We start from the raw sequence: 19,526 nt of genomic DNA, 5'->3' as shown, positions 1-19,526 counted from the left end.
CCAATTACTCAGTCGCTCAGTGACGCTGACGACGCTCCTGTGGCACGAAGTGCCATTGCTCCAGGGATACCTGGATTTCCGGCTCGAGCTGTTTCAGCACAAACGCCGCCCATTGCACCCGACCGTTCACCGACAGCGCCATGGCCGCATTCAACAGGACCGTGCGGTGGGTACCCTGCGGACAACGATCAATGCTGACACGGTGCTCGCCCGACTGATCCCGGTATACCAACTCGAGCTGCAGCGGCTGCAGGGCGCCCGCCGGGGTCTTCAGCCAGACCGCCATATCGAACCACCCCATCCAGCTCCCCCGGGACAGGGAGGAGCGGTGACCGATGAACTGGCGCGGCGGAATCTCGGCCACCAGCCAGTCTCGCGCTTCATTGGCCGCATAGGGGGAGGAAGAGTGCGAATAATCGACATTGGACTTGGCGAGCAGTGCCATGGTGGCCTCCGGGTACATCACTGGTTTGAATAGAAAACCAGACTACACCCCTGAATGGCGCATTGCTGTGACCAATCTGGCACTTCAACCCTCGTCCAATTCGCAAAATGACAAGTTGACCCCATCGATCCGCTCAGCGGGCATGAAGCCTGCGCCAGCCCACTCAGGGCTCAAAAAAGGGTCGGCTTTTGCCTCCTCAATGTGGTAGTATCCGCCACGATTTTTCAGCACCCGGTAGCTGCTAGTCCGCCCCCACATACGGAATACTCCATGCAACAGAAACTCGCTCTCCCTTGTGTCGTCACGGGCGTTTTGCTCGCGCTGTTCAGCCCTCTCGCCCTGGCCGCTGTTGGCAGTATTGACCTGACCAACAGTACCGTCGGTTATATTGCCCTTGCCGTCTTTGTAGTGGCCTACCTACTGGTCATGGGTGAAGAAAAGCTGCACCTGCGCAAATCCAAACCGGTCCTGGTGGCGGCCGGCATCATCTGGATGATGATCGGCTGGGTGTACGTGCAGGGAGGCATGTCTTCTGAGTCCGAGTCGGCATTTCGTCATACGCTGCTGGAGTTCGCCGAGTTGATGCTGTTTCTGCTGGTGGCGATGACTTACATCAACGCACTGGAGGAGCGCCGGGTATTTGATGCATTGCGTTCATGGATGGTACAGAAAGGTTTCAACTACAGGACGCTGTTCTGGTTGACCGGCATCCTGTCATTCATGATCTCGCCCATCGCGGACAACCTGACCACCGCCCTGCTGATGTGCGCCGTTGTGATCAAGATGGCACCGGACGACAACCGCTTTATCAACCTGTGCTGTATCAATATCGTGATCGCTGCCAACGCCGGCGGCGCCTTCAGCCCCTTTGGCGACATCACCACGCTGATGGTCTGGCAAGCGGGCATCGTTAAGTTCCAGGAGTTCTTCTCGCTGTTTCTCCCCTCCCTGGTGAACTACGCCATACCGGCACTGGTCATGAGCTTTTTTGTGGAGAACCGCAAACCCTCCGCTGTGTACGAGGAGGTGGAGCTCAAGCGCGGGGCGATCCGCATTCTGTGCCTGTTCCTGTTTACCATCGCCACCGCCGTTGCCTGCCATACGTTCCTGCACTTACCGCCCGTCGCGGGCATGATGATGGGCCTGGGTTACCTGCAGTTTTTTGGTTACTTCCTCCGTCGCACCCTGCCCGGCTCCCTGGCGCGCAAGCGGGCCCTGGCCGAGCAGGCGGGCGACCAGGCCGCGCTTCGGCGCCTCGGCAGCGTCGTGCCCTTCGACGTCTTCAACCGGGTCGCCCGCGCCGAGTGGGATACTCTGCTGTTCTTCTACGGGGTGGTGATGTGTGTGGGCGGTCTGGGTTTTATGGGGTATCTGGCCCTCATGTCGGACATCCTCTACAACGGCTGGGGCCCGACCGTCGCCAATATCACACTGGGCGTGGCCTCTGCGCTAATCGACAACATTCCGGTCATGTTCGCTGTGTTGACGATGGAGCCGGAAATGTCCCACGGGCAGTGGCTGTTGATTACCCTGACCGCCGGCACCGGTGGCAGCATGTTGTCCATCGGCTCGGCCGCCGGCGTGGCGCTGATGGGGCAGGCCCGAGGGGCCTACACCTTTTTTGGCCACCTGAAGTGGGCACCGGTTATCGCCCTCGGCTACGCCGCCAGCATACTGGTCCATCTGTGGCTGAACGTTGAGAGCTTCAACCTGTTTGGCTAGAGAGCGCCTGGTTTGACACCCATTAGCGCCGAAACCGGTAGGTTTCGCCTTTTTCGGTGTCCAGCTGCAACAGCTGACTGGGCTCCAGACGCACAGGCGCCACCTTATCGGGCCGGTGGATGATCGGCGCCTTGATGGTGGGGGTCTGCATCAGTGGATTCCCGTTGTGCTCTCCCTCCGCAACATCCCTCAAAGTGACGCTGTTTACCGGCTCGAGATCGGAGTGTACCCGCAGCCGCAGCGGTCCCCCCAGACGGGAATGCACGCTGAGCTCGCTGGCTTCACCTTCTCTCCAGACCATGTCTATGACAAAGCCGCCCCGGGTGACCAGGCCTTTGACCTCACCGTCTGGCCAGGCATCCGGAAGAGCCGGCAACAGGTGAACGGCGCCGTCATGGCTCTGCACCAGCATTTCCGCGATACCCGCCGTCAGGCCGAAATTACCATCAATCTGGTAAGGCGGGTGGGCCGCAAACATATTGGCGTAGGTGCCGCCCGCCTCGAATTGGGCGTCGTCCTCGGTGACCAGTTTGATCTGGTCGGTGAGCAGCTTGTAGGCGCGGTTGCCATCCTGCAGACGGGCCCAGATACCCACTTTCCAGCCCATGGACCAACCGGTGGATTCGTCACCGCGCATCTCCATGCTGGTGCGCACCGCGCTGAACAGCTCGGGGGTCCGATAGGGAGAGATCTGGTTGCTCGGGTGCAGACCGTACAGGTGAGAAATGTGTCGATGCTTGTCTTCGGGGCTGTCCCAGTCCTGCAGCCACTCCTGCAATTGACCGTGCTGGCCGATCTGCATGGGCGGTAGCTGATCGCGTAAGGTTTCCAGTTCGGCTGCGAACTCCGGGTCACGGCCCAGCACTTCGGACGCTTCCATCACCAGCGAGAAGAGATCAAAGACCAACTGGTTGTCCATGGTGACGCCCGCGTCGACGGCCGCCTGCACGTCGTCATCCCGGTGCAGGTAGTCGTTCTCCGGGGAGTTACTGGGCACCAGCACCCACCAGCCGGTATCCGGGTCTTCCGTCAATCGACTGGCATAGAAGCGCGCGGCATCGCGCAGGATCGGGTAGTGCTCGGCGAGAAAGTCCCGATCGCCCGTATGGTGATAACGGTAGCCGATGTGTTGGCTGAGCCAGGCGGCACCGCCCAGCCACTGCCCCCACATATAGGCCCCATCCACCTGGCCGGTGATGCGCCAGATATCGGTGTTGTGGTGCACCATCCAGCCTTCGGCGTCATAGAGTTCCCGAGCGCTTTCCTGACCAGTAACCGAGAGATCCTTGAGCATGCCGAACAGCGGCTCATGCAGTTCGGACAGATTGGTGGACTCCGCCGGCCAGTAGTTCATTTCGGCGTTGATATTGAGGGTGTACTTGCTATCCCAGGGCGGCGTCAGCTGGTCGTTCCAGATGCCCTGAAGGTTGGCCGGCTGGGTGCCGGGCTGGGAGCTGCTGATCAGCAGGTAGCGACCGAACTGGAAGTAGAGCGCTGCCAGGTGTGAATCATTCTGCTCACGGAAATTCGCCAGGCGTTGATCGGTGGGCTGATCCTCCGCCGGTGCGGGTCCCAGGTCCAGGGAAACGCGATCAAACTGATCCCGATAGGCCGCGATATGGGCGGAGCGAATCTCCTCGTAGGAGCGGCGCAGGCCGTCCGCCAGCTGTTGCTGGGCACGGGCCGCCGGGTCAGCCGACACATCGTCATAGCGCACGAAGTTGCTGGCAATGGCGGTGTAGAGAGTCACGCTGTCGGCGCCGCGAATACGCAGCCCTTTATCGGTGCTCTCCAGCGTGCCGCCTTCCAGAACGGGATTGATCAGCGCGGTAAACCGGACCTGCCCCTCGACGCCCTCGTGGTCAGCCCCCTGCCCTTCCACTCGCAGGCGCTGCTTGTCCACCGAAACGCTGTGATCCATGGGGCTGTTGAAACCCAGATCCAGGTCCAATTGCCCGGCCTCGCTGGCGCTCAGGCGGGTCACGATCACGGGGGCCGACAGGGCGGCAAAGGTCTCCCGCTGGTAGATCACCCCATCGACTTGATAGCGCACCTGCGCGAGCGCCTGACCGATATCCAGTGTGCGACGGTAGTCGTCAGCCTGCGCCGGGTGTTGCGGATCGACCACCAGATTACCCACGGTCTGGTAGGGCATGCCGTCATGGTGGGACTTGATGTGCTCGTCTGCGTACGCCTGAGCCTCCTCATGACGATTGGCGAGCACCAGCTCCGAGATCTTTTCCAGATGGGGCCTGAGCGAGGGTTTGACGTTATTCTGCGGGCCGCCGGCCCAGACGGTGTCCTCATTCAGCTGCAACACCTCCCGATCCACCCCGCCAAAGACCATGGCGCCCAGGCGGCCGTTGCCCAGAGGCAGTGCTTCGGTCCAGACCTCGGCGGGCTGGTCGTACCAGAGCCTCAGTGGCTGAGCGCTCGCCGCCTCCGACTCTGCCGGAGCTGTATCGGTGGGCTGACAGGCCGTCAGTAATGACAAGGAGACGAGCCCCAACCATCGGGCCAGGACTGGATGGCGCAGGGCGGACAACAGACGATTGGACATGGCAAAACGACCCAGAAGTAATTTGTTATTGGTGGTTCGGGAAGACTACCACAACCCGCCATATGTCCCGTCAGTCCAGCGGATTGAGCCAGGCGGCGCCCCGCACCCCGCTGGAATCTCCGTGGCGGGCCTGAACAATGGGCGTGTCACACTCGCCCCCAAACACGAACTGGGGCAGCAGCGTGGGAACCCGCTCGTAGATGGCCGCCAGGTTGGACACGCCGCCACCGAGCACAATCACATCCGGATCCAGCAGATTGATCACCCCGGCGAGCCCCCGGGTGAGCTCCTCCAGATACTGCTCGCGCACCGTCACGGCCGCCCGCTCGCCCTCATCGGCCCGGCGGGCAATTTCCGCGCCCGAGAGCGCCTCCCCGGTCATGCGCTCGTAGGTGAGGCAGAGCCCCGTGCCCGACAGAAAGGTTTCCTGACAGCCCCGACGACCGCAATAGCAGGCACGCGCGTGCAGGTCGGACTCCGAGGTCCAGGGCAAGGGGTTGTGGCCCCACTCGCCGGCCACGCCATTGGGGCCCACCAGCGCCTGCCCGCGCCAGGCGAGGCCGGCGCCGCAGCCGGTCCCAAGAATACCGGCAAACACCAGCTCATAGCCGGCGCCGGCGCCATCAGTGGCCTCGGACACCGCCAGGCAGTTGGCATCGTTGGTCACTTTCACATCGCGATCCAGCCGCTGGCTCAGGTCCGCTTTGAGCGGCCGGTCATTCAGCCAGGTGGAGTTGGCGTTTTTCACCAACCCGGTTTTGCGCGACACCGAGCCGGGGATCCCGACGCCCACCGGCAGTGAGGAGGCATTGCCGGCGCGCTCCGCCTGCCCGACCAGCTCGGCGATGGCCTCCAGTGTGGCGCCATAGTCGTCCCGTACGGTCGGCACCCGTGTACGAAACAGAGTGCGACTTTGGTCGTCCAGCAGAATCACCTCGGTTTTGGTACCCCCGAGGTCCACCCCTATTCGCAATTGCGTCATAGCGTCCAGTTCCTATTGGCGTTTGAAACGATAGCGCCCGATTATAGGTGTCTAGAGGGCTGCGTGGCTAATTCGGTGACGCTCAGCCGTCGCACAAGCGGCGTGGGCGGGGCACAAACCACCGCTTGTGGTCCGGCCAAAAGGGACTAAACTGTTGAGAGGTCTAAAGGTCAGAGCTCAAAGGTCAGAGCTCAAAGGTCAGAGCTCAAAGGTGAGCGTTCAAGGTCAAAGCTCAGAGGCTGCCGTTCCACCAACATCGATTCAGTCCGCCGTTATCCAGAGAGGTCGTTCATGACAGAGTTCCGGGAGAAACGCCCGTTCAGTCGGGTTACATTCGACGCCCCGGCCACCCTCATCCAGGGTGGCAAGCGCTGGCCGTCGGAAGTGTTGGATATCTCTCTCAAAGGGGCGCTGGCCACTCTGCCCGAGCGCACGGAGCTGAACGAACAGCAGCCGGTCAACATTGAAATCCGGATCTCCGACCAGGTTGAAATTGACATGCACTGTCGCGTCGCGCATCGCGAGGCGGGGCACATCGGGCTGAGCTGCCTTACCATTGATCTGGACAGCATCCAGCATCTGCGCCGCCTGATCGAGCTGAACCTGGGCGACAGTGCCGCCATGGAGCGGGAACTGTCTGAATTGGTCGCGCAACGAATGTCCTGAAACACCCACCGGCATGAGCAGAGGATGACTCCCAATGCCTTCAACAGCCGCCCCCGATCGTAGAGAACACCCCCGCCATTTTGTGCGGGCCCGGGCCCGGCTCGCCGACAAGCGACGCGGTTGGGACGTGCGCTTGCTGGATATGTCGCACAACGGCGCATGCCTGGCCATTGAGGCGAGCCACCACAACTTGAGCGAAGGCGATGAAGTGCGCCTGACCGTTGAACTCGATGACGTGCCACTGCGCGACGCCATACCCGCCACCTGCACACCAGGATCCGAGACTCTGCATCTGCGGGGCACGCTGGTATACGCCACCCGGGAACGGCTGGCCGTGGAGTATTATCCGCTCAGCGCAGTCGACCAGGCGCTGCTGACATTGTTGCTCTCCCGCCCCGAGGATTGACCCCGGCACGGCCCAGAGCGACGGTCGGGTGATAGAAAAGCAGTAAAATACCGCAGGCAAAAATGGGCAGATGCCCGATAAACTCCACCAACGCCATCTGATACTCGCCCACCGCCAGAAAATACGCATTGGTGGCGAGCATGAAGGAAAACAGCGTCGCTACCGCGAGACGCGTCACCCAGCCGGTGAGCAACACCAACCCGAGCAGCAATTCCACCACACCCGCCGAATAGACAAACAGTGGATCGCTGTAATTGAACCCCAGAGACGCCATGAAATTGAAGTCGTGCCGCTCCAGCAGGGCCAAAGCCATCGCCGGATTGTTGAGCTTCTCGGTAAAGGCGAGCGTCACCAGCGATACCCCCATCAAGAGGCGTATCAGCCGCAGGGTTGGCACTGTGGGCTTGTCTTTGGCATAGAGTATGATCCAGGCCAGACCGAGCAGCAGCGGGTATTCCAGAATGAACGACGGGTCTGAGGCACTGGCGACGCCGAACAGCAACACAATCAGCGCCGCACAAATCACCCGACAACGATCGAGCAGCAAAAATGTGTAGATCAGCAGCTGCGCTGCCACGCCCCCGTAAAGGAGCGGCTCCGACACCCTGATGTGCGGCGTCAGAAACACACTGGACATGGCGGCGCCGAGAAAATACACCGCAATCAGGTAGTACACCAACCGCAATGGGCGGGTTGAGTGACTGAACAGCCGCTGCGGCGTGAGCGAGAACTGACACACCACCCGATCAACGAGCTTGGCCAACAGCACCCCGACCACCAAAAGCGTTCCCGCCAATGCCAGTGTTTCGACATCAAGCGCCGACAGATCCCGGGCCTGCTCTTTGGGCGCGAACCATTTCACATGCGCCTGCACAGCCCTACTGAACAGCAATAAGGCAAACCCACACAGAGCCGCTCCCGGCCATCGAGCCGGTGATGAAAAAGGGCCCAGAGTGGCCGAAACGAAACGTGCTGATGCCAACCGATGAAACGGTTTTTTGATTATTGTCATGACCGAATACCCACACCTTGCCGAGTGAATGGGTCGAATCATAGCGAGTTGCGTCGGGATGGCGAGTCAGGGGTGGGAATCCATGCCAGCGATGTATCACAGTGTGCAGCAGTTAACACAGGCCGCATAAAAAAAGGTCGGATTGTAGGACAATCCGACCCTTCGTTGCGTCAACCCACTTGACTCAAGCGAGTGTCACGCCCTGTTACAGGTAGAAATCCAGTGTGACATAGAGTGCGTCGAAATCGCCCTCACCCACCTGGCCGTTGGCATCGACAAAGCCATCCTGGGTCAGGTATTCCACATAGAACCAGCCGGGGCCATAGTTGTAGCGCACACCCGGCGCAATGGCATTGACCCGACCGGCGGTGGAGCCGGCGGTATCGGGCTCGGCCGAGGACAGGTCCACATAGTAGGACCAGGGCCCCTGATCATAGCCGAGCTCGAGCGCAAAGCGCTGGTTTTCGATGGTGCCGGGCAGACCGGCATCGTCCCGGTACAGTGAAGGCAGGTCGCGGTCCATGGTGATGTACGACGCTTTCGCGTAGAAATCATCCATGCGGCCCTGATAATGCAATACGGCGGCGCTGTGATCGCCGTCCACCTGATTGTCGCCCAATCCGGTCAGATCCTGCAGTTTACCGGTCTGCAGCGACACACCCAAGGCGTGGTTCTCCGCGACGTCATAGGAAACATTACCCACCCAGGTCTGTACCTTGCGGAAAGTGGTCGAGCTGCCCCAGTGGCCATTATCATCGACCGTGTCGGTGCTGGTGCCGCCCCAGTCGTCAGCCAGATAAAAAGCGGCGTCGTAGTTCCAACGATCCTGCTGACCCGTGAGTTTCACCCCCACGTCCATCTGATCGCCAAAACCGGCCAGCAGAATATCGCCGGGCCAGAAGTTATAGGTTTTCCAACCAAAGGGCACCTGACTCTTGCCGAACTTGACCACGTGGTTGTCGTCCAGCTCCCAACCGACCCAGGCTTTGTGCACCGTGAACTGATCGCCGGTGGAGTTGTTGGCCGGATCGGTAAAACTGCCCGGGCCCATGCGCAACTCGGCGGAGTAGAGCCAGTTGCCCTCACCTTCCGAGGCCGAGCCGTCGGCGTAGAATATGATCGCTTCGTCTTTGATCTGGCCGAAGGTTTCTTCACTGGCGTCATTATCGAACAGGTATTCATACGTGCCCCAGACACCAACGCCCAGGTTGCTGTCAGCGGCCGTAGCGCCGGAAGCCAGAAGCGTTAGGATAGAGGCCGCTGCAATTTTTGAAGTCACACCATGCTTGTAAAGTGCCACTGGAATCTCCTGATAGACAAAGTTTTCAATCAAGCGCCAGTTGCCCATTTAACCCCAAGTAATGACGAATGGTTGTTCGCAGAACACCCATGGCAACCGCGCGGCGGGAACAAAGTAGACGTTCACTCCTTAAAGAGAGCCCATACCTTGTCGCAAATCACGCCCAACTTCAAGTGCCTGAGCCGCTCTGTGACTGATCCCCGATCATTCCCAAAGCGCACTGACCGGGGTGTCGGGGCTGTACTCATAGCTCAATTGCGCCTGCAGCAACTCGGCGGTCGCCTGGGCATCCACCAGCGCGTGGTGGGCCTCGTACTGCGGCAGGTGATAGCGCAGTCGGCAGTCGTTGAGCCGAAGCGACGGGCGGCGCTGGCCCAGCCATTGGCGCCACCGGCGGTAGCGCTCCAGCTTTAAACGACTACGTTCAATGGCCATGGTATCGATCACCGGAAACAGCAATCGGTCACCAAAAACCTGTTTGGCAGCGGCGTTCAGAAAGTGTCGTTCAATCTGTTTGAAATGCACAACCACCAGCCGCCCGGCCAGGCACTGCATCAGCTCTTCAAACATTGCATTCAGCGCTGGCGCGTTGGCCACAACACTGTGAGTAATGCGGTGAAAGGTAATGGATTCGGTGGTCAGGGGTTTGTCCGGCCGCACCACCCAGTAGCGCGCCTTCGGGCTGTGAATTCGACTCAGGGTAAAGGGCACCAGGCCGATACTCACAATCACATCGCGCTGCGAATCTAGGCCCGTGGTCTCCAGATCCAGAGCCACCATGGGCACGTCACTGATGGGAGTATCCGGCTCTGGCCATTTGGCCTGGTAAAACCGTTTCAACCGCGGATCTGTGGACTCGCTGGCCCGCTCTTCAAGATAGGCCGCCCAATCAAAGGGATCGCTCTGAGCGGTTTTATGACTTTTGCGCCAGATCATTTCAGGCCGCCCTGGGTGGGTGTGGCCCGGTAGCGGAATTGCAGGAACCGCTGTGCGTTGCTCAGGGCCTGAAACGCCGCCTTCAAACTGTGCCGCTCATCGGCCGAGACGATGTCCGGACGAATACTGTTGTTGGGCTCCTCGCCCTGATCCAGGTTGTGAACCTGATGGCGGATACGCATCATGGCGATGAACTCGAGCGCATCCTTGAGCCGTTCACTGACACCTTCGGGCAGCAGGCGGGTTTCGCCGATGTCGTTGAGACGCTCGAAGGAGTTCTGCGCGCGCGAGCCCGCCGCCAGGGCGTGCACGCGAATCAGGTCAGTTAGCGGCGCCGTGCCACGCCGCTTGAGGTTGATGGTGTCCCGGTGACGACCATCGGGTTCCATGACGAAGTTGCGGAACAACCCCAGCGGCGGTGTGCGGTTGATGGCATTGCGTGCCAGGGCCGCCAGAAACTTCGGATGATTGGGTGCCATCTCGACCACCAGATCCTTGAGGCTTTCCACAAACTCCTCTTCGCCGTAGACACTGTCCAGATCGAAAAAGATGGACGAGTGCAGCAGTTTCTCCGCGTTGGGATTCATGATCCAGTCGGTAAACACCTCTCGCCAGACGCTCAATGGCTGACGCCACTTGTCATTGGTCGCCATCACATCGCCCGTGCAGTAGGGATAGCCACAGGCGTTCAGGCCATCGCTGACGCGCTTGGCCAGGGTAAGAAAATACTCACGATGTTGTTTGGGGTCATAGTCATCGCTCAACACCATGGCGTTGTCCTGGTCGGTCACAATGGTCTGCTCGTTGCGTGCCATCGACCCCAGCGCCATAAAGCAGTAGGGGACCGGGGGCGGCCCCAGCTCCTCCTCGGCCAACTCCAGCAGCCGGCGGGTAAAACTGCGGCCGATGGTGGACAGGGCGCTCCCCACCATGTCTGAATCCGCTCCCTCTTTCACCATACTGACAAACGTCCGGCGGGCGTCGTCGGCCAGCTGGCTCAAACCGGACAACCGGGTCTGATGATAAATACTGTTCACCAGATAGAGGCTGCTGTTGGTTTCATAACGGATGATATCCGACAGGTGCAGCATGCCCACCACCTCGCGCCGACGCAGCACCGGCAGATGGTGAACATTGTGGCGCAGCATGGTGAGCATGGCCTCGTACACCGACTCATCCGATTGAATGGTCACCGGATTCGGCGTCATCAGCTCACTGACTTGAGTCTCGGGAGTGCAACCTTCACTCAGTCCGCGAGCGACCAGGTCGTGTTCGGTCAACAACCCCTGCAAGCGGCGCAACTGGTCGCCCAGGCCTTGAGAAGCCAGCACCAACAGCGCCGACACATTGTTGTCGCGCATCTGGCGCGCAGCGGTCTGCACCGTCTCACTCATGCCAATGAATTCGGGGGCGTGCGTGAGTAGTTTGCGCACCCGGGTCATCACCAGGGTGTTGTCCCGACGCAGTTGCTCGACGGTGGCCTTGAGGCGTGGCCCCTCGGCCTCGACAAACTCGGCGAATTGCTCATTCTGGGCGCACATCCGCTCGAAGCTGTCGTAGGGCACCAGGTAAATGAGCGAATCTTCCAACGCCCGCGCGGGGAAGCGCACCTTGCGATTGCGCAACAGGCCAAAATGGCCAAAGATATCGCCTTCGCTCAGGCGGTTATAGAGCTCGCCACGCGGACGAAAAACTTCCACCGCGCCGCTGCGAATGTAGTAGAGGTCGGCAATGTCCTGGTGCAGCTCCAGTATCTGGGTGCCGGCGCGAAAATAGGTCACTTCCACCTGGCCCGCCAGTTCATCCAACTCGTCATCGGAGAGCATGTCGAAGGGGGGGTGCTGCCCCATATGATCGCGTATTTCGAGTACTTCGACTTCCACTATGCGCCCCCTGCCAGGAATTTGAACACACTCAGTATAGACCGGAGAGGGGCTGATGCAAAAAAGCCCGGCGGTGCCGGGCTTTGAATCACATCAAACAACCTTGGCCGCTATCGGCTTGGTTCAAGGTTGGCTCTCGCTAGAATCAGTCGTTGTTCGTGGTGCAGGCCTTTGTAAAGACTGATGCACATCAGCAACAGGATGATCGCAAACGGCAGACCGGTGGTCACGGCACCACTTTGCAGCGCCGACAAGGCATCGTCGCCGCCCACAAACAGCAGAACAGCCGCGATCACACCTTCCATGACCGCCCAGAAAATACGCTGGGTCACGGGCGCATCGATCTTACCGCCGGCGGTGATGCTGTCGATGACCAGTGAACCGGAATCCGAAGAGGTCACAAAGAACACCAGCACCAGCAAAATCGCCAGCAAGGAAGTGATTTCGGTCAACGGCAGATTCTGCAGCATCTGGAACAGGGCCAGGTCGGCACTGCTGAGCCCCTCGGCCAGCTCACCCACGCCATTGAGCGCCTGAGTCAAACCATTGCCACCGAAAACACCCATCCAGATGATCGTGATCACCGTGGGCACCAGCAGCACGGCGATCATGAACTCGCGCACGGTACGACCCTTGGAAACCCGGGCAATGAACATGCCGACGAAGGGCGACCAGGAAATCCACCAGGCCCAGTAAAAGACTGTCCAACCGTGGAACCAGGCCTCATCGTCCCGGCCGATCCAGTTACTCAGCGGCACCACGTCGCGCAGGTAGGCGCCGGTTGTAGTGGCAATCCAACCGAGCGAATTGAGAATACCACCGGCAAAGAAGACAAACGCCACCAGTATCAGGGCGATAATCATGTTGATGTTGGATAACAGTTTGACGCCGCCTTCAATCCCGCGAATAACCGAGAACACAGCGACGGCGGTCACGCCGGTGATGATGGCCACCTGGACGTTGATGCCTTTGCCGATATCAAACAGAAAATCCAGACCGGCGGCGGCCTGCTGCGCACCAAAGCCCAGAGACGTGGCCAGACCAAAGATGGTGGCTACCACCGCGACGGTATCGATGACATGACCGATCGGGCCCCAGACCCGATCACCCAGCAGAGGGTAAAAAGCCGAGCGAATAGTCAGGGGCATGCCCTTGTTGTAGGTGAAAAACCCGAGCGACAAGGCCACAATGCCGTAGATGGCCCAGGGGTGAATACCCCAGTGAAACATGGTGGCGCCCATGGCATTGCGGGCCGCCTCTTCCGTACCGGTCTCGCCACCAAAAGGCGCCCCGTACCAGGCGCCGTGAAAGTAGGCGGTGGGCTCGGCCACACTCCAGAACATCAGGCCGATGCCCATACCGGCCGCAAACAACATGGCGAACCATGAGAAGCGGGAAAACTCCGGCTTGGCGTCTTGCCCACCCAGGCGGATTTTGCTCACCGGCATGAAGATCAATGCCACACAGAAAAGGACGAATATGTTGGCACTGCCAATAAACACCCAGTCGAAATTGCCGATGGCCCAGTCGCGGGCACCGGTCAGCGCGGTATTGGCGGGACCGGGAAAGATGAGGGTGCCAATGACGAACACCAGCACCAGCAGAGCACTGACGAAAAACACCCGGTTGTGTAGATCCAGGCCCCATTTTTGAAAGTTATCCTGACCGACCTGGTAATCGGTCTGGTATTCGGCCTCAATTTTGGCCAACTCTTCCGACTTCATACGCTTATTCCTCTTTTTGCGTTAAAAACCCTGCCTCAGCTGGATTTTCCTTCGCGGCGACGACACGGGACGACAGATCAAGACGTTTAAGCCCAAACACTCTACAGGATAGCAGAGGGGGTTGAGAAGGCACCCAACTCCTCACACCTGATACATTCTCTCTATTCAATCGCATCCAGTGCTTCGGAAAGGTTGCGCACAGCGATCACTTCCAGCCCTTCTTTTTTCTCTCGCGGCGCATTCCCTTTGGGGACAATCGCCTTTCTGAAACCGTGCTTGGCCGCCTCGCGCAGACGCTCCTGGCCGCTCGGCACCGGCCGGATTTCGCCCGAGAGCCCCACCTCTCCGAACACCATCAGATCCTCGGGCAGGGGCCGGTCGCGAAAACTGGAGACGATGGCGAGCAGCAGCGCCAGGTCGGCGCTGGTTTCCATCACGCGCACGCCGCCCACCACATTCACGAACACATCCTGGTCCGCCATCATGATGCCGCCGTGGCGATGCAGTACCGCCAGCAACATGGCCAGGCGGTTCTGATCCAGCCCCACCGCCACCCGGCGCGGATTGCCAGTGTGGCTATCGTCCACCAGCGCCTGGATCTCCACCAACAGCGGGCGGGTGCCCTCCCACATGACCATGACCACCGAACCGGAGGAGATTTCGTCGGCCCGCTGCAGAAAAATGGCCGAAGGGTTATTCACCGCCTTCATGCCCTGTTCGGTCATGGCGAACACCCCCAGCTCGTTTACGGCACCAAAACGGTTTTTGGTGCCGCGCAGGGTGCGAAAGCGCGAGTCGTTGTCGCCCTCCAGCAGGATCGAGCAGTCAATCATGTGCTCCAGCACCTTGGGCCCGGCCAGGGAGCCGTCTTTGGTGACGTGCCCCACCAGAATCACCACCGTCCCGGTCTGCTTGGCAAAGCGGGTGAGGTAGGCGGCGCTCTCGCGCACCTGGGATACCGAGCCCGGGGCGGACTGGATATCGGCCATGTGCACCACCTGAATGGAGTCCACCACCATGACCTTGGGCGCGATTTTCTGCGCGGTGGCGCAGATGCTCTCCACATTGGTTTCGCTCAGCATCTGCAGCTTGTCGGTGGCCACGCCCAGACGCTGGGCGCGCATGGCCACCTGCTGCATGGATTCCTCACCAGTGACATAGAGCGCCGACATCTGGCCGGCCAGGTGGCACAGGGTCTGCAACAGGAGGGTACTTTTGCCCGCGCCGGGGTGACCGCCAATCAGCACCACCGAGCCGGCGACAAAGCCCCCGCCCAGCACCCGGTCAAATTCACCCGCGCCCGAACTCAGGCGGGGGACATCCTCCAGGCTGATTTCCGCCAGGGTCTGGACCTCGGCGCTGCGGCCACCGGCATAGCCCTCAAAACGGGCGGAGCGGTTGCTGGGCGTGGGGCCCAGGCGCACTTCCGAGAGGCTGTTCCAGGTGCCGCATTCGCTGCACTGGCCCTGCCATTTGGTGAAGTCAGCGCCGCATTCGTTACAGACGTAGGCGGTTTTGCTTTTGGATTTGGTGGCCAAGTTGGGCTCCGGATTTATGATGAATTTTTTTGGCGGATGCGCCTTAGGCTTATCCGCCCTACGATCGGCCGTGTAGAAAGTTGGGGTATATGGGGCGTTATTGTGGGGCCTTGGCTTTCGAGGTCAAGGGCTTTTCCCAAAGCCGGGCGCAAGTCGGTTATAGTGTCCCGCCCGAGACTGCCCCAGGAATGATGTCCCGATGGACGAGAGCCAACAGCCACTACCGACCCGCCCCTCCGGCGGTCGTTTTGCCCAGATTCTGGCCGAGTGGAAGACCCTGGGCCTGCTTGGCGGCCCCATTCTGGTGGCGCAGCTGGCGCAGATGGCCAATGGCGTCATCGATACCATCATGGCCGGCCACTACAGCGCCGAAGACCTGGCGGCCGTGGGCATCGGCAGTAGCCTCTGGATGCCGGTTTTATTGTTCTTTTTCGGCGTGCTGAGCGCCCTTCAGCCAACCATCTCCGGCTACCTGGGCTCGGGCGAACGCGAGCGGATCATGCCCATCACCTGGCAGGGCCTGTACATCGCCGCCGGCTCCGCGGTGCTGATGATCGCCCTGCTGCTCAGCGCCGGCCCCCTGCTGCCGCTACTGGGGCTGGAGGCGGCCACGGCGAACATCACCCGGGGCTACCTCGGTGCCTTTGTCTGGGGTGTGCCCGCCCTCTTGTTGATCACCGCCCTGAGGGGCCTGACCGACGGGCTGGGCCACACCCGGGTGATCATGGCGGTATCGCTGCTGGCGGCGCTGTTCAACCTTCCCCTGAACTACATCTTCATCTACGGCAAGCTGGGCCTGCCCGCTTTTGGCGGCGTGGGCTGTGGCTGGGCCACGGCTCTGTCCAATGGCCTGGCCGCGCTGATCATGCTCGCCTACCTCAACCGCAGCCGCCACTACCGCGCCTACCATCTGCTGGCCGACTGGGCCCGCCCCTCCTGGAGCCGTATCACCCAGCTGCTGCGCCTGGGACTGCCCATCGGGGCCAGTATGTTTGTGGAAGTGAGCATGTTTGCGGTGATCGCCCTGTTTCTGGCGCCGCTGGGGGCCACGGTGGTGGCCGGACACCAGATCGTGCTCAACATCATCTCGGTGGTGTTCATGCTGCCGCTGAGTCTGGGCATGGCACTGACCTTGAGGGTGAGTTTTCTGATGGGGGCCGGCACTCCGGCGGTGGCCCGCCTGCTGGCCCGCAGTACCCTGCTGCTGGCCCTGGGCATTGCCCTGATCTATATGCCCATGCTGCTGTTCGGACGCGAGTTGCTGGTCGCGCTCTATACCAGCGATGAGGAAGTCAGAGCCGTCGCCACCCGGCTGTTGCTCTTCGGCGCCATTTTCCAGATTGCCGACGTCCTGCAGGTGACCGCCATCAGCGCCCTGCGCGGTTACCGGGACACCCGCATTCCGCTGTTCATCATGCTGCTGTCCTTCTGGGGCCTGTGCCTGCCCCTGGGTTATGCCCTGACTTTTACCGACTGGCTGGTGCCCTCGCTCGGAGCCGATGGCTTCTGGCTGGCACTGATTGTCGGGCTGATCTGCGCCGGAATCCTGCTGATCAAGCGGCTCTGGCGATTTTGAGATCCCCCTCGCGCCCACCGCTGTGACCGGAGCGAACGAAAAGTGCTAATATTGACCCGTTGATCGGCCCGTTTCGGGCCGCAATCAATGCACATACCTATACTTATAAATGTCAATAAACTTATAAACGCCAATAAGCACTTTTGACCGGGAGTCATATTATGTTCGTATCAACTACCCACAGGCCCCTGAGCCGCGCCCGAGCGCTGCTCGCCGCGGGTCTGTTGGCCCTGGGGCTGCCCGCCTCGGCCCAGATGAGCGATGTGCCCAGTGACATCGCGCCCCTGGACCCGCCGTTCGACATGCCCCAGCTGGAGCGCCAGAGCTTTCCCGACCGGACCTTCAACATCCGGGATTTCGGCGCTCAGGAAATGAGCAACGATTCGCGCAACCTCATCACCGATGCGGTACACAAAGCCATCGATGAGGCCAACAAAGCCGGCGGCGGCCGCGTGCTCATCCCCGCGGGCCAATGGCTCAGCGGGCCGATCCACCTGAAGAGTCACGTCAACCTGCACCTGGCCGACGGCGCCGAGGTGCTGTTCAGCGAAAACAAGAACGACTACCTGCCCGTGGTCCCGCAGCGGCACGAAGGGGTGGAGGCCTACAACTACTCCCCCATGATTTACGCCGCGCACGTGAAGAACGTGGCCATCACCGGCAAGGGCCGCTTTGATGCCCAGGGCGATCACTGGTGGGAATGGTTTGAAGAACACGGCCCACCCCCGCGTGCGATTGCCACCCAGGTGCCGCTCTCGCGTCGCGATTTCGGTAAGGGTGCCGGAATGGAAGGCATGCGCCCGAGCTTTATCGTGTTCTGGAAGTCTGAAGACATTCTGGTGGAGGGCATCAGCCTGCTGGATTCGCCCATGTGGAATGTTCACCTGATTTACAGCGAGAACATCATCGTGCGCGACATCAGTGTGGACAGCCTACGGGCTCCCAACGGTGATGGTCTGGTGGTGGACTCGTCCAAAAACGTGTTGATTGAATACAACCACTTCCAGACCGGCGACGATGCCGTGGTGCTCAAATCCGGTCTGAACGAAGAGGCACTGGAGATCGACATCCCCACCGAAAATGTGGTCGTGCGCCATTTTGAAGCCAAAAACGTGCGCACCGGTAGCGGCGGCGTGGTGTTCGGCAGCGAGACTTCAGGCGGGCTGCGCAATGTGTACGTACACGACGCCCTGTTCGACGGCGCCGATCGGGGCATCCGCTTCAAAACCGAACGCGGTCGCGGCAACGTGATCGAGAACATCTTTGTGGAAGATGTCACCATGAAGAACATCACCTACGAGGCCATCAACTTCAACAGTTTCTACACCGGCCCCGAAGCCACCGGCGTGGCGCCCACCGTGCGCAACATCAACATCAGCGATGTCACCATCGACGGGGTGCCCACGGCCATCTCACTGATCGGCCTGCCCGAGAAGTGGCTGGAGGACATTACCCTGACCAACATCAGCGTGAAAAACGCCGAGATGGGCGCGCGCATCACCCGGGTGAAAAATATGGTGATGAACAACGTTACCATCGAGTCGGATTCGCTGGCGATGACGGTCAACGACTCCTATGAGGTGCACTTCAACGGCGTCAACCTGACGGACAATGTCAGCGGCGGCCCGCTGCGTCTGGAGGGTGGCTACACCGGCGCCATTTATCTGAACGACGGCCTGAGCGAGGAGGACGTGCAATTCGGCACTGGCGTGTCGACTGAGGTGATCAACCCCGAGACACCGCCTCAGGCCTGGTAAACCAACGTGGATTAGAGAATTCCTCTGATCAAAAAAACGCCGCTGAACGTGCAAACGTCAGCGGCGTTTTTTTGTGAGCACCATTAAGCGGCGCCCTTACGACAGATTGAAAAATCGGCGCGTGGTATCTGTCACCGCCCGAGCCAACATCTCCTGCTCTTCCCCCCGACACTCCGCCAGCGCTTGCAACACCCAGGGCAGCAGCGCCGGCTCATTGCGATTGCCTTTGGGCTTCTGGTCGAGATTGCGCGGGGTCAGATAGGGCGCATCGGTTTCGATCATCAGCCGCTCGGCGGGAATCCGGCTCACCAGTTCGCGCAGCTCGCCACCGCGACGCTCATCGCACAGCCAGCCGGTGATACCGATGTGACAATCCAGCGCCAGATAATCGTCCAGCTCCTCCCCACTGCCGGTAAAACAGTGGACAACGGCGCCGGGCAAGCGATCACGATAGCGTCGCAGAATGGGCATAAAGGCCTCGTGGGCATCGCGCTGGTGCAAGAACACCGGCTTGCCCAGTTCGGCGGCCAGCGACAGCTGGGCCTCAAAGCAGTGGAGCTGCGCATCGCGCGGGGAAAAGTCCCGGTTAAAGTCCAGCCCGCACTCACCCAGTGCCACCACTTCGGGCGACCGGGCCAGCCCGGCCAGAGCCTCCACCGCCGAGTCGTCCCAGGTTTTGGCGTCGTGCGGATGCACCCCCGCGGTGGCATATAAAAAACCGGGATAGTCCCGAGCCAACGCCAGGCCCTCCCGACTGCCCGACAGCGACGTGCCCGTGACCAGGATGGTGTCGACTCCCGCATCTTTCGCTCGCGTCAGTGCCGCATCGAGATCCTTGTGAAACCGCGGGCTGGTCAGGTTTGCACCAATATCAATCAAAGTTTCTGTCATCGAATGGCTCCTGCGTGGCCGGCAAAGAGGGACAATGGTACCAGAGCCGGGCACCGCCGGTTGTCCGCGCCCGGTTGTTGGTAAATCATCCGGGGAACCGGCTATACTCCGTGTTTAATGAGCCAGAC

Annotated in this window: 15 protein-coding genes; 5 read left to right on the top strand and 10 right to left on the bottom strand. The window is 60.5% G+C overall.

From position 1 onward, the window contains the following. Positions 1 to 16 precede the first annotated feature (16 nt). Positions 17 to 445, bottom strand: coding sequence for a hypothetical protein (locus AAE484_RS15735; protein WP_341939382.1), 429 nt, complete (start codon positions 443 to 445; stop codon positions 17 to 19). 270 nt (positions 446 to 715) lie between these two features. On the opposite strand from AAE484_RS15735, the gene nhaD reads away from it, so the two are divergent. Continuing rightward, positions 716 to 2,167 (top strand): sodium:proton antiporter NhaD, encoded by a 1,452-nt coding sequence (gene nhaD / locus AAE484_RS15730; protein WP_341939381.1) that lies wholly within the window; start codon positions 716 to 718, stop codon positions 2,165 to 2,167. A gap of 22 nt (positions 2,168 to 2,189) precedes the next feature. Here the strand turns inward: nhaD and AAE484_RS15725 are convergent, their stop codons facing one another. Together AAE484_RS15725 and AAE484_RS15720 are read right to left on the bottom strand one after the other, a co-directional pair. Then, entirely contained in the window at positions 2,190 to 4,727 is a 2,538-nt protein-coding gene (locus tag AAE484_RS15725) for a glycoside hydrolase family 95 protein (RefSeq protein ID WP_341939380.1), read from the bottom strand. Between the two features lie 70 nt (positions 4,728 to 4,797). Next, the gene (locus AAE484_RS15720; protein ID WP_341939379.1) at positions 4,798 to 5,709 is read right to left on the bottom strand and encodes an ROK family protein; all 912 of its coding nucleotides are present in this window, start codon (positions 5,707 to 5,709) and stop codon (positions 4,798 to 4,800) included. 291 nt (positions 5,710 to 6,000) lie between these two features. Between AAE484_RS15720 and AAE484_RS15715 the strand changes: the two genes are divergently transcribed. Beyond that, entirely contained in the window at positions 6,001 to 6,375 is a 375-nt protein-coding gene (locus AAE484_RS15715; RefSeq protein WP_341939378.1) for a PilZ domain-containing protein, read from the top strand. A 34-nt stretch (positions 6,376 to 6,409) separates the two neighbouring features. Further along, the gene (locus AAE484_RS15710) at positions 6,410 to 6,781 is read left to right on the top strand and encodes a PilZ domain-containing protein (protein WP_341939377.1); all 372 of its coding nucleotides are present in this window, start codon (positions 6,410 to 6,412) and stop codon (positions 6,779 to 6,781) included. Here AAE484_RS15710 and AAE484_RS15705 read toward each other — a convergent pair. The 6 genes from AAE484_RS15705 to radA all read right to left on the bottom strand — a co-directional run bounded on the left by AAE484_RS15705 (position 6,726) and on the right by radA (position 15,174). Continuing rightward, positions 6,726 to 7,643, bottom strand: coding sequence for a DoxX family membrane protein (locus tag AAE484_RS15705; RefSeq protein WP_341939376.1), 918 nt, complete (start codon positions 7,641 to 7,643; stop codon positions 6,726 to 6,728). The two genes, AAE484_RS15710 and AAE484_RS15705, sit on opposite strands and share 56 nt — an antisense overlap. Before the next feature lie 355 nt (positions 7,644 to 7,998). Beyond that, the gene (locus tag AAE484_RS15700; RefSeq protein ID WP_341939375.1) at positions 7,999 to 9,093 is read right to left on the bottom strand and encodes a porin; all 1,095 of its coding nucleotides are present in this window, start codon (positions 9,091 to 9,093) and stop codon (positions 7,999 to 8,001) included. 204 nt (positions 9,094 to 9,297) lie between these two features. Further along, the gene (locus AAE484_RS15695; protein WP_341939374.1) at positions 9,298 to 10,029 is read right to left on the bottom strand and encodes a 3'-5' exonuclease; all 732 of its coding nucleotides are present in this window, start codon (positions 10,027 to 10,029) and stop codon (positions 9,298 to 9,300) included. Beyond that, positions 10,026 to 11,912, bottom strand: coding sequence for a DUF294 nucleotidyltransferase-like domain-containing protein (locus AAE484_RS15690; protein ID WP_341939373.1), 1,887 nt, complete (start codon positions 11,910 to 11,912; stop codon positions 10,026 to 10,028). Before AAE484_RS15690 ends, AAE484_RS15695 begins: the two co-directional genes overlap by 4 nt. Before the next feature lie 110 nt (positions 11,913 to 12,022). After that, the gene (locus AAE484_RS15685) at positions 12,023 to 13,636 is read right to left on the bottom strand and encodes a BCCT family transporter (protein WP_341939372.1); all 1,614 of its coding nucleotides are present in this window, start codon (positions 13,634 to 13,636) and stop codon (positions 12,023 to 12,025) included. Positions 13,637 to 13,797: 161 nt separating this feature from the next. Beyond that, on the bottom strand, positions 13,798 to 15,174 hold the full coding sequence (gene radA / locus AAE484_RS15680) for a DNA repair protein RadA (protein WP_341939371.1): 1,377 nt from the start codon (positions 15,172 to 15,174) through the stop codon (positions 13,798 to 13,800). A 199-nt stretch (positions 15,175 to 15,373) separates the two neighbouring features. Here radA and AAE484_RS15675 point away from each other — a divergent pair, with 199 nt between their 5' ends. Both AAE484_RS15675 and AAE484_RS15670 read left to right on the top strand, forming a co-directional pair. Next, a complete protein-coding gene (locus tag AAE484_RS15675) occupies positions 15,374 to 16,750 on the top strand; it encodes an MATE family efflux transporter (RefSeq protein WP_341939370.1) in 1,377 nt (458 codons plus the stop codon). A gap of 161 nt (positions 16,751 to 16,911) precedes the next feature. Then, positions 16,912 to 18,507, top strand: a complete 1,596-nt coding sequence (locus AAE484_RS15670) for a glycoside hydrolase family 28 protein (protein ID WP_341939369.1) — start codon at positions 16,912 to 16,914, stop codon at positions 18,505 to 18,507. 96 nt (positions 18,508 to 18,603) lie between these two features. On the opposite strand, the gene AAE484_RS15665 is transcribed toward AAE484_RS15670, so the two are convergent. After that, positions 18,604 to 19,398 carry a TatD family hydrolase gene (locus AAE484_RS15665; RefSeq protein ID WP_341939368.1) on the bottom strand — a complete coding sequence of 265 codons (795 nt, stop codon included), beginning with the start codon at positions 19,396 to 19,398 and terminating at the stop codon, positions 18,604 to 18,606. Between the last annotated feature and the right edge of the window lie 128 nt (positions 19,399 to 19,526).

The organism is Marinimicrobium sp. C2-29 (genome assembly GCF_038419845.1).
In the GTDB taxonomy this organism is placed as follows: Bacteria; Pseudomonadota; Gammaproteobacteria; order Pseudomonadales; family Cellvibrionaceae; genus Marinimicrobium.
This window is presented reverse-complemented; position numbering and strand designations above follow the sequence as displayed.

Excerpts from the sequence above, each read along its gene's own strand:
- AAE484_RS15735 (WP_341939382.1), bottom strand. The coding sequence starts at position 445 with ATGGCACTGCTCGCCAAGTCCAATGTCGATTATTCGCACTCTTCCTCC.
- AAE484_RS15725 (WP_341939380.1), bottom strand. The coding sequence starts at position 4,727 with ATGTCCAATCGTCTGTTGTCCGCCCTGCGCCATCCAGTCCTGGCCCGA.
- AAE484_RS15665 (WP_341939368.1), bottom strand. The coding sequence starts at position 19,398 with ATGACAGAAACTTTGATTGATATTGGTGCAAACCTGACCAGCCCGCGG.
- AAE484_RS15710 (WP_341939377.1), top strand. The coding sequence starts at position 6,410 with ATGCCTTCAACAGCCGCCCCCGATCGTAGAGAACACCCCCGCCATTTT.
- nhaD (WP_341939381.1), top strand. The coding sequence starts at position 716 with ATGCAACAGAAACTCGCTCTCCCTTGTGTCGTCACGGGCGTTTTGCTC.
- AAE484_RS15675 (WP_341939370.1), top strand. The coding sequence starts at position 15,374 with ATGGACGAGAGCCAACAGCCACTACCGACCCGCCCCTCCGGCGGTCGT.
- AAE484_RS15685 (WP_341939372.1), bottom strand. The coding sequence starts at position 13,636 with ATGAAGTCGGAAGAGTTGGCCAAAATTGAGGCCGAATACCAGACCGAT.
- AAE484_RS15720 (WP_341939379.1), bottom strand. The coding sequence starts at position 5,709 with ATGACGCAATTGCGAATAGGGGTGGACCTCGGGGGTACCAAAACCGAG.
- AAE484_RS15670 (WP_341939369.1), top strand. The coding sequence starts at position 16,912 with ATGTTCGTATCAACTACCCACAGGCCCCTGAGCCGCGCCCGAGCGCTG.
- AAE484_RS15695 (WP_341939374.1), bottom strand. The coding sequence starts at position 10,029 with ATGATCTGGCGCAAAAGTCATAAAACCGCTCAGAGCGATCCCTTTGAT.
- AAE484_RS15715 (WP_341939378.1), top strand. The coding sequence starts at position 6,001 with ATGACAGAGTTCCGGGAGAAACGCCCGTTCAGTCGGGTTACATTCGAC.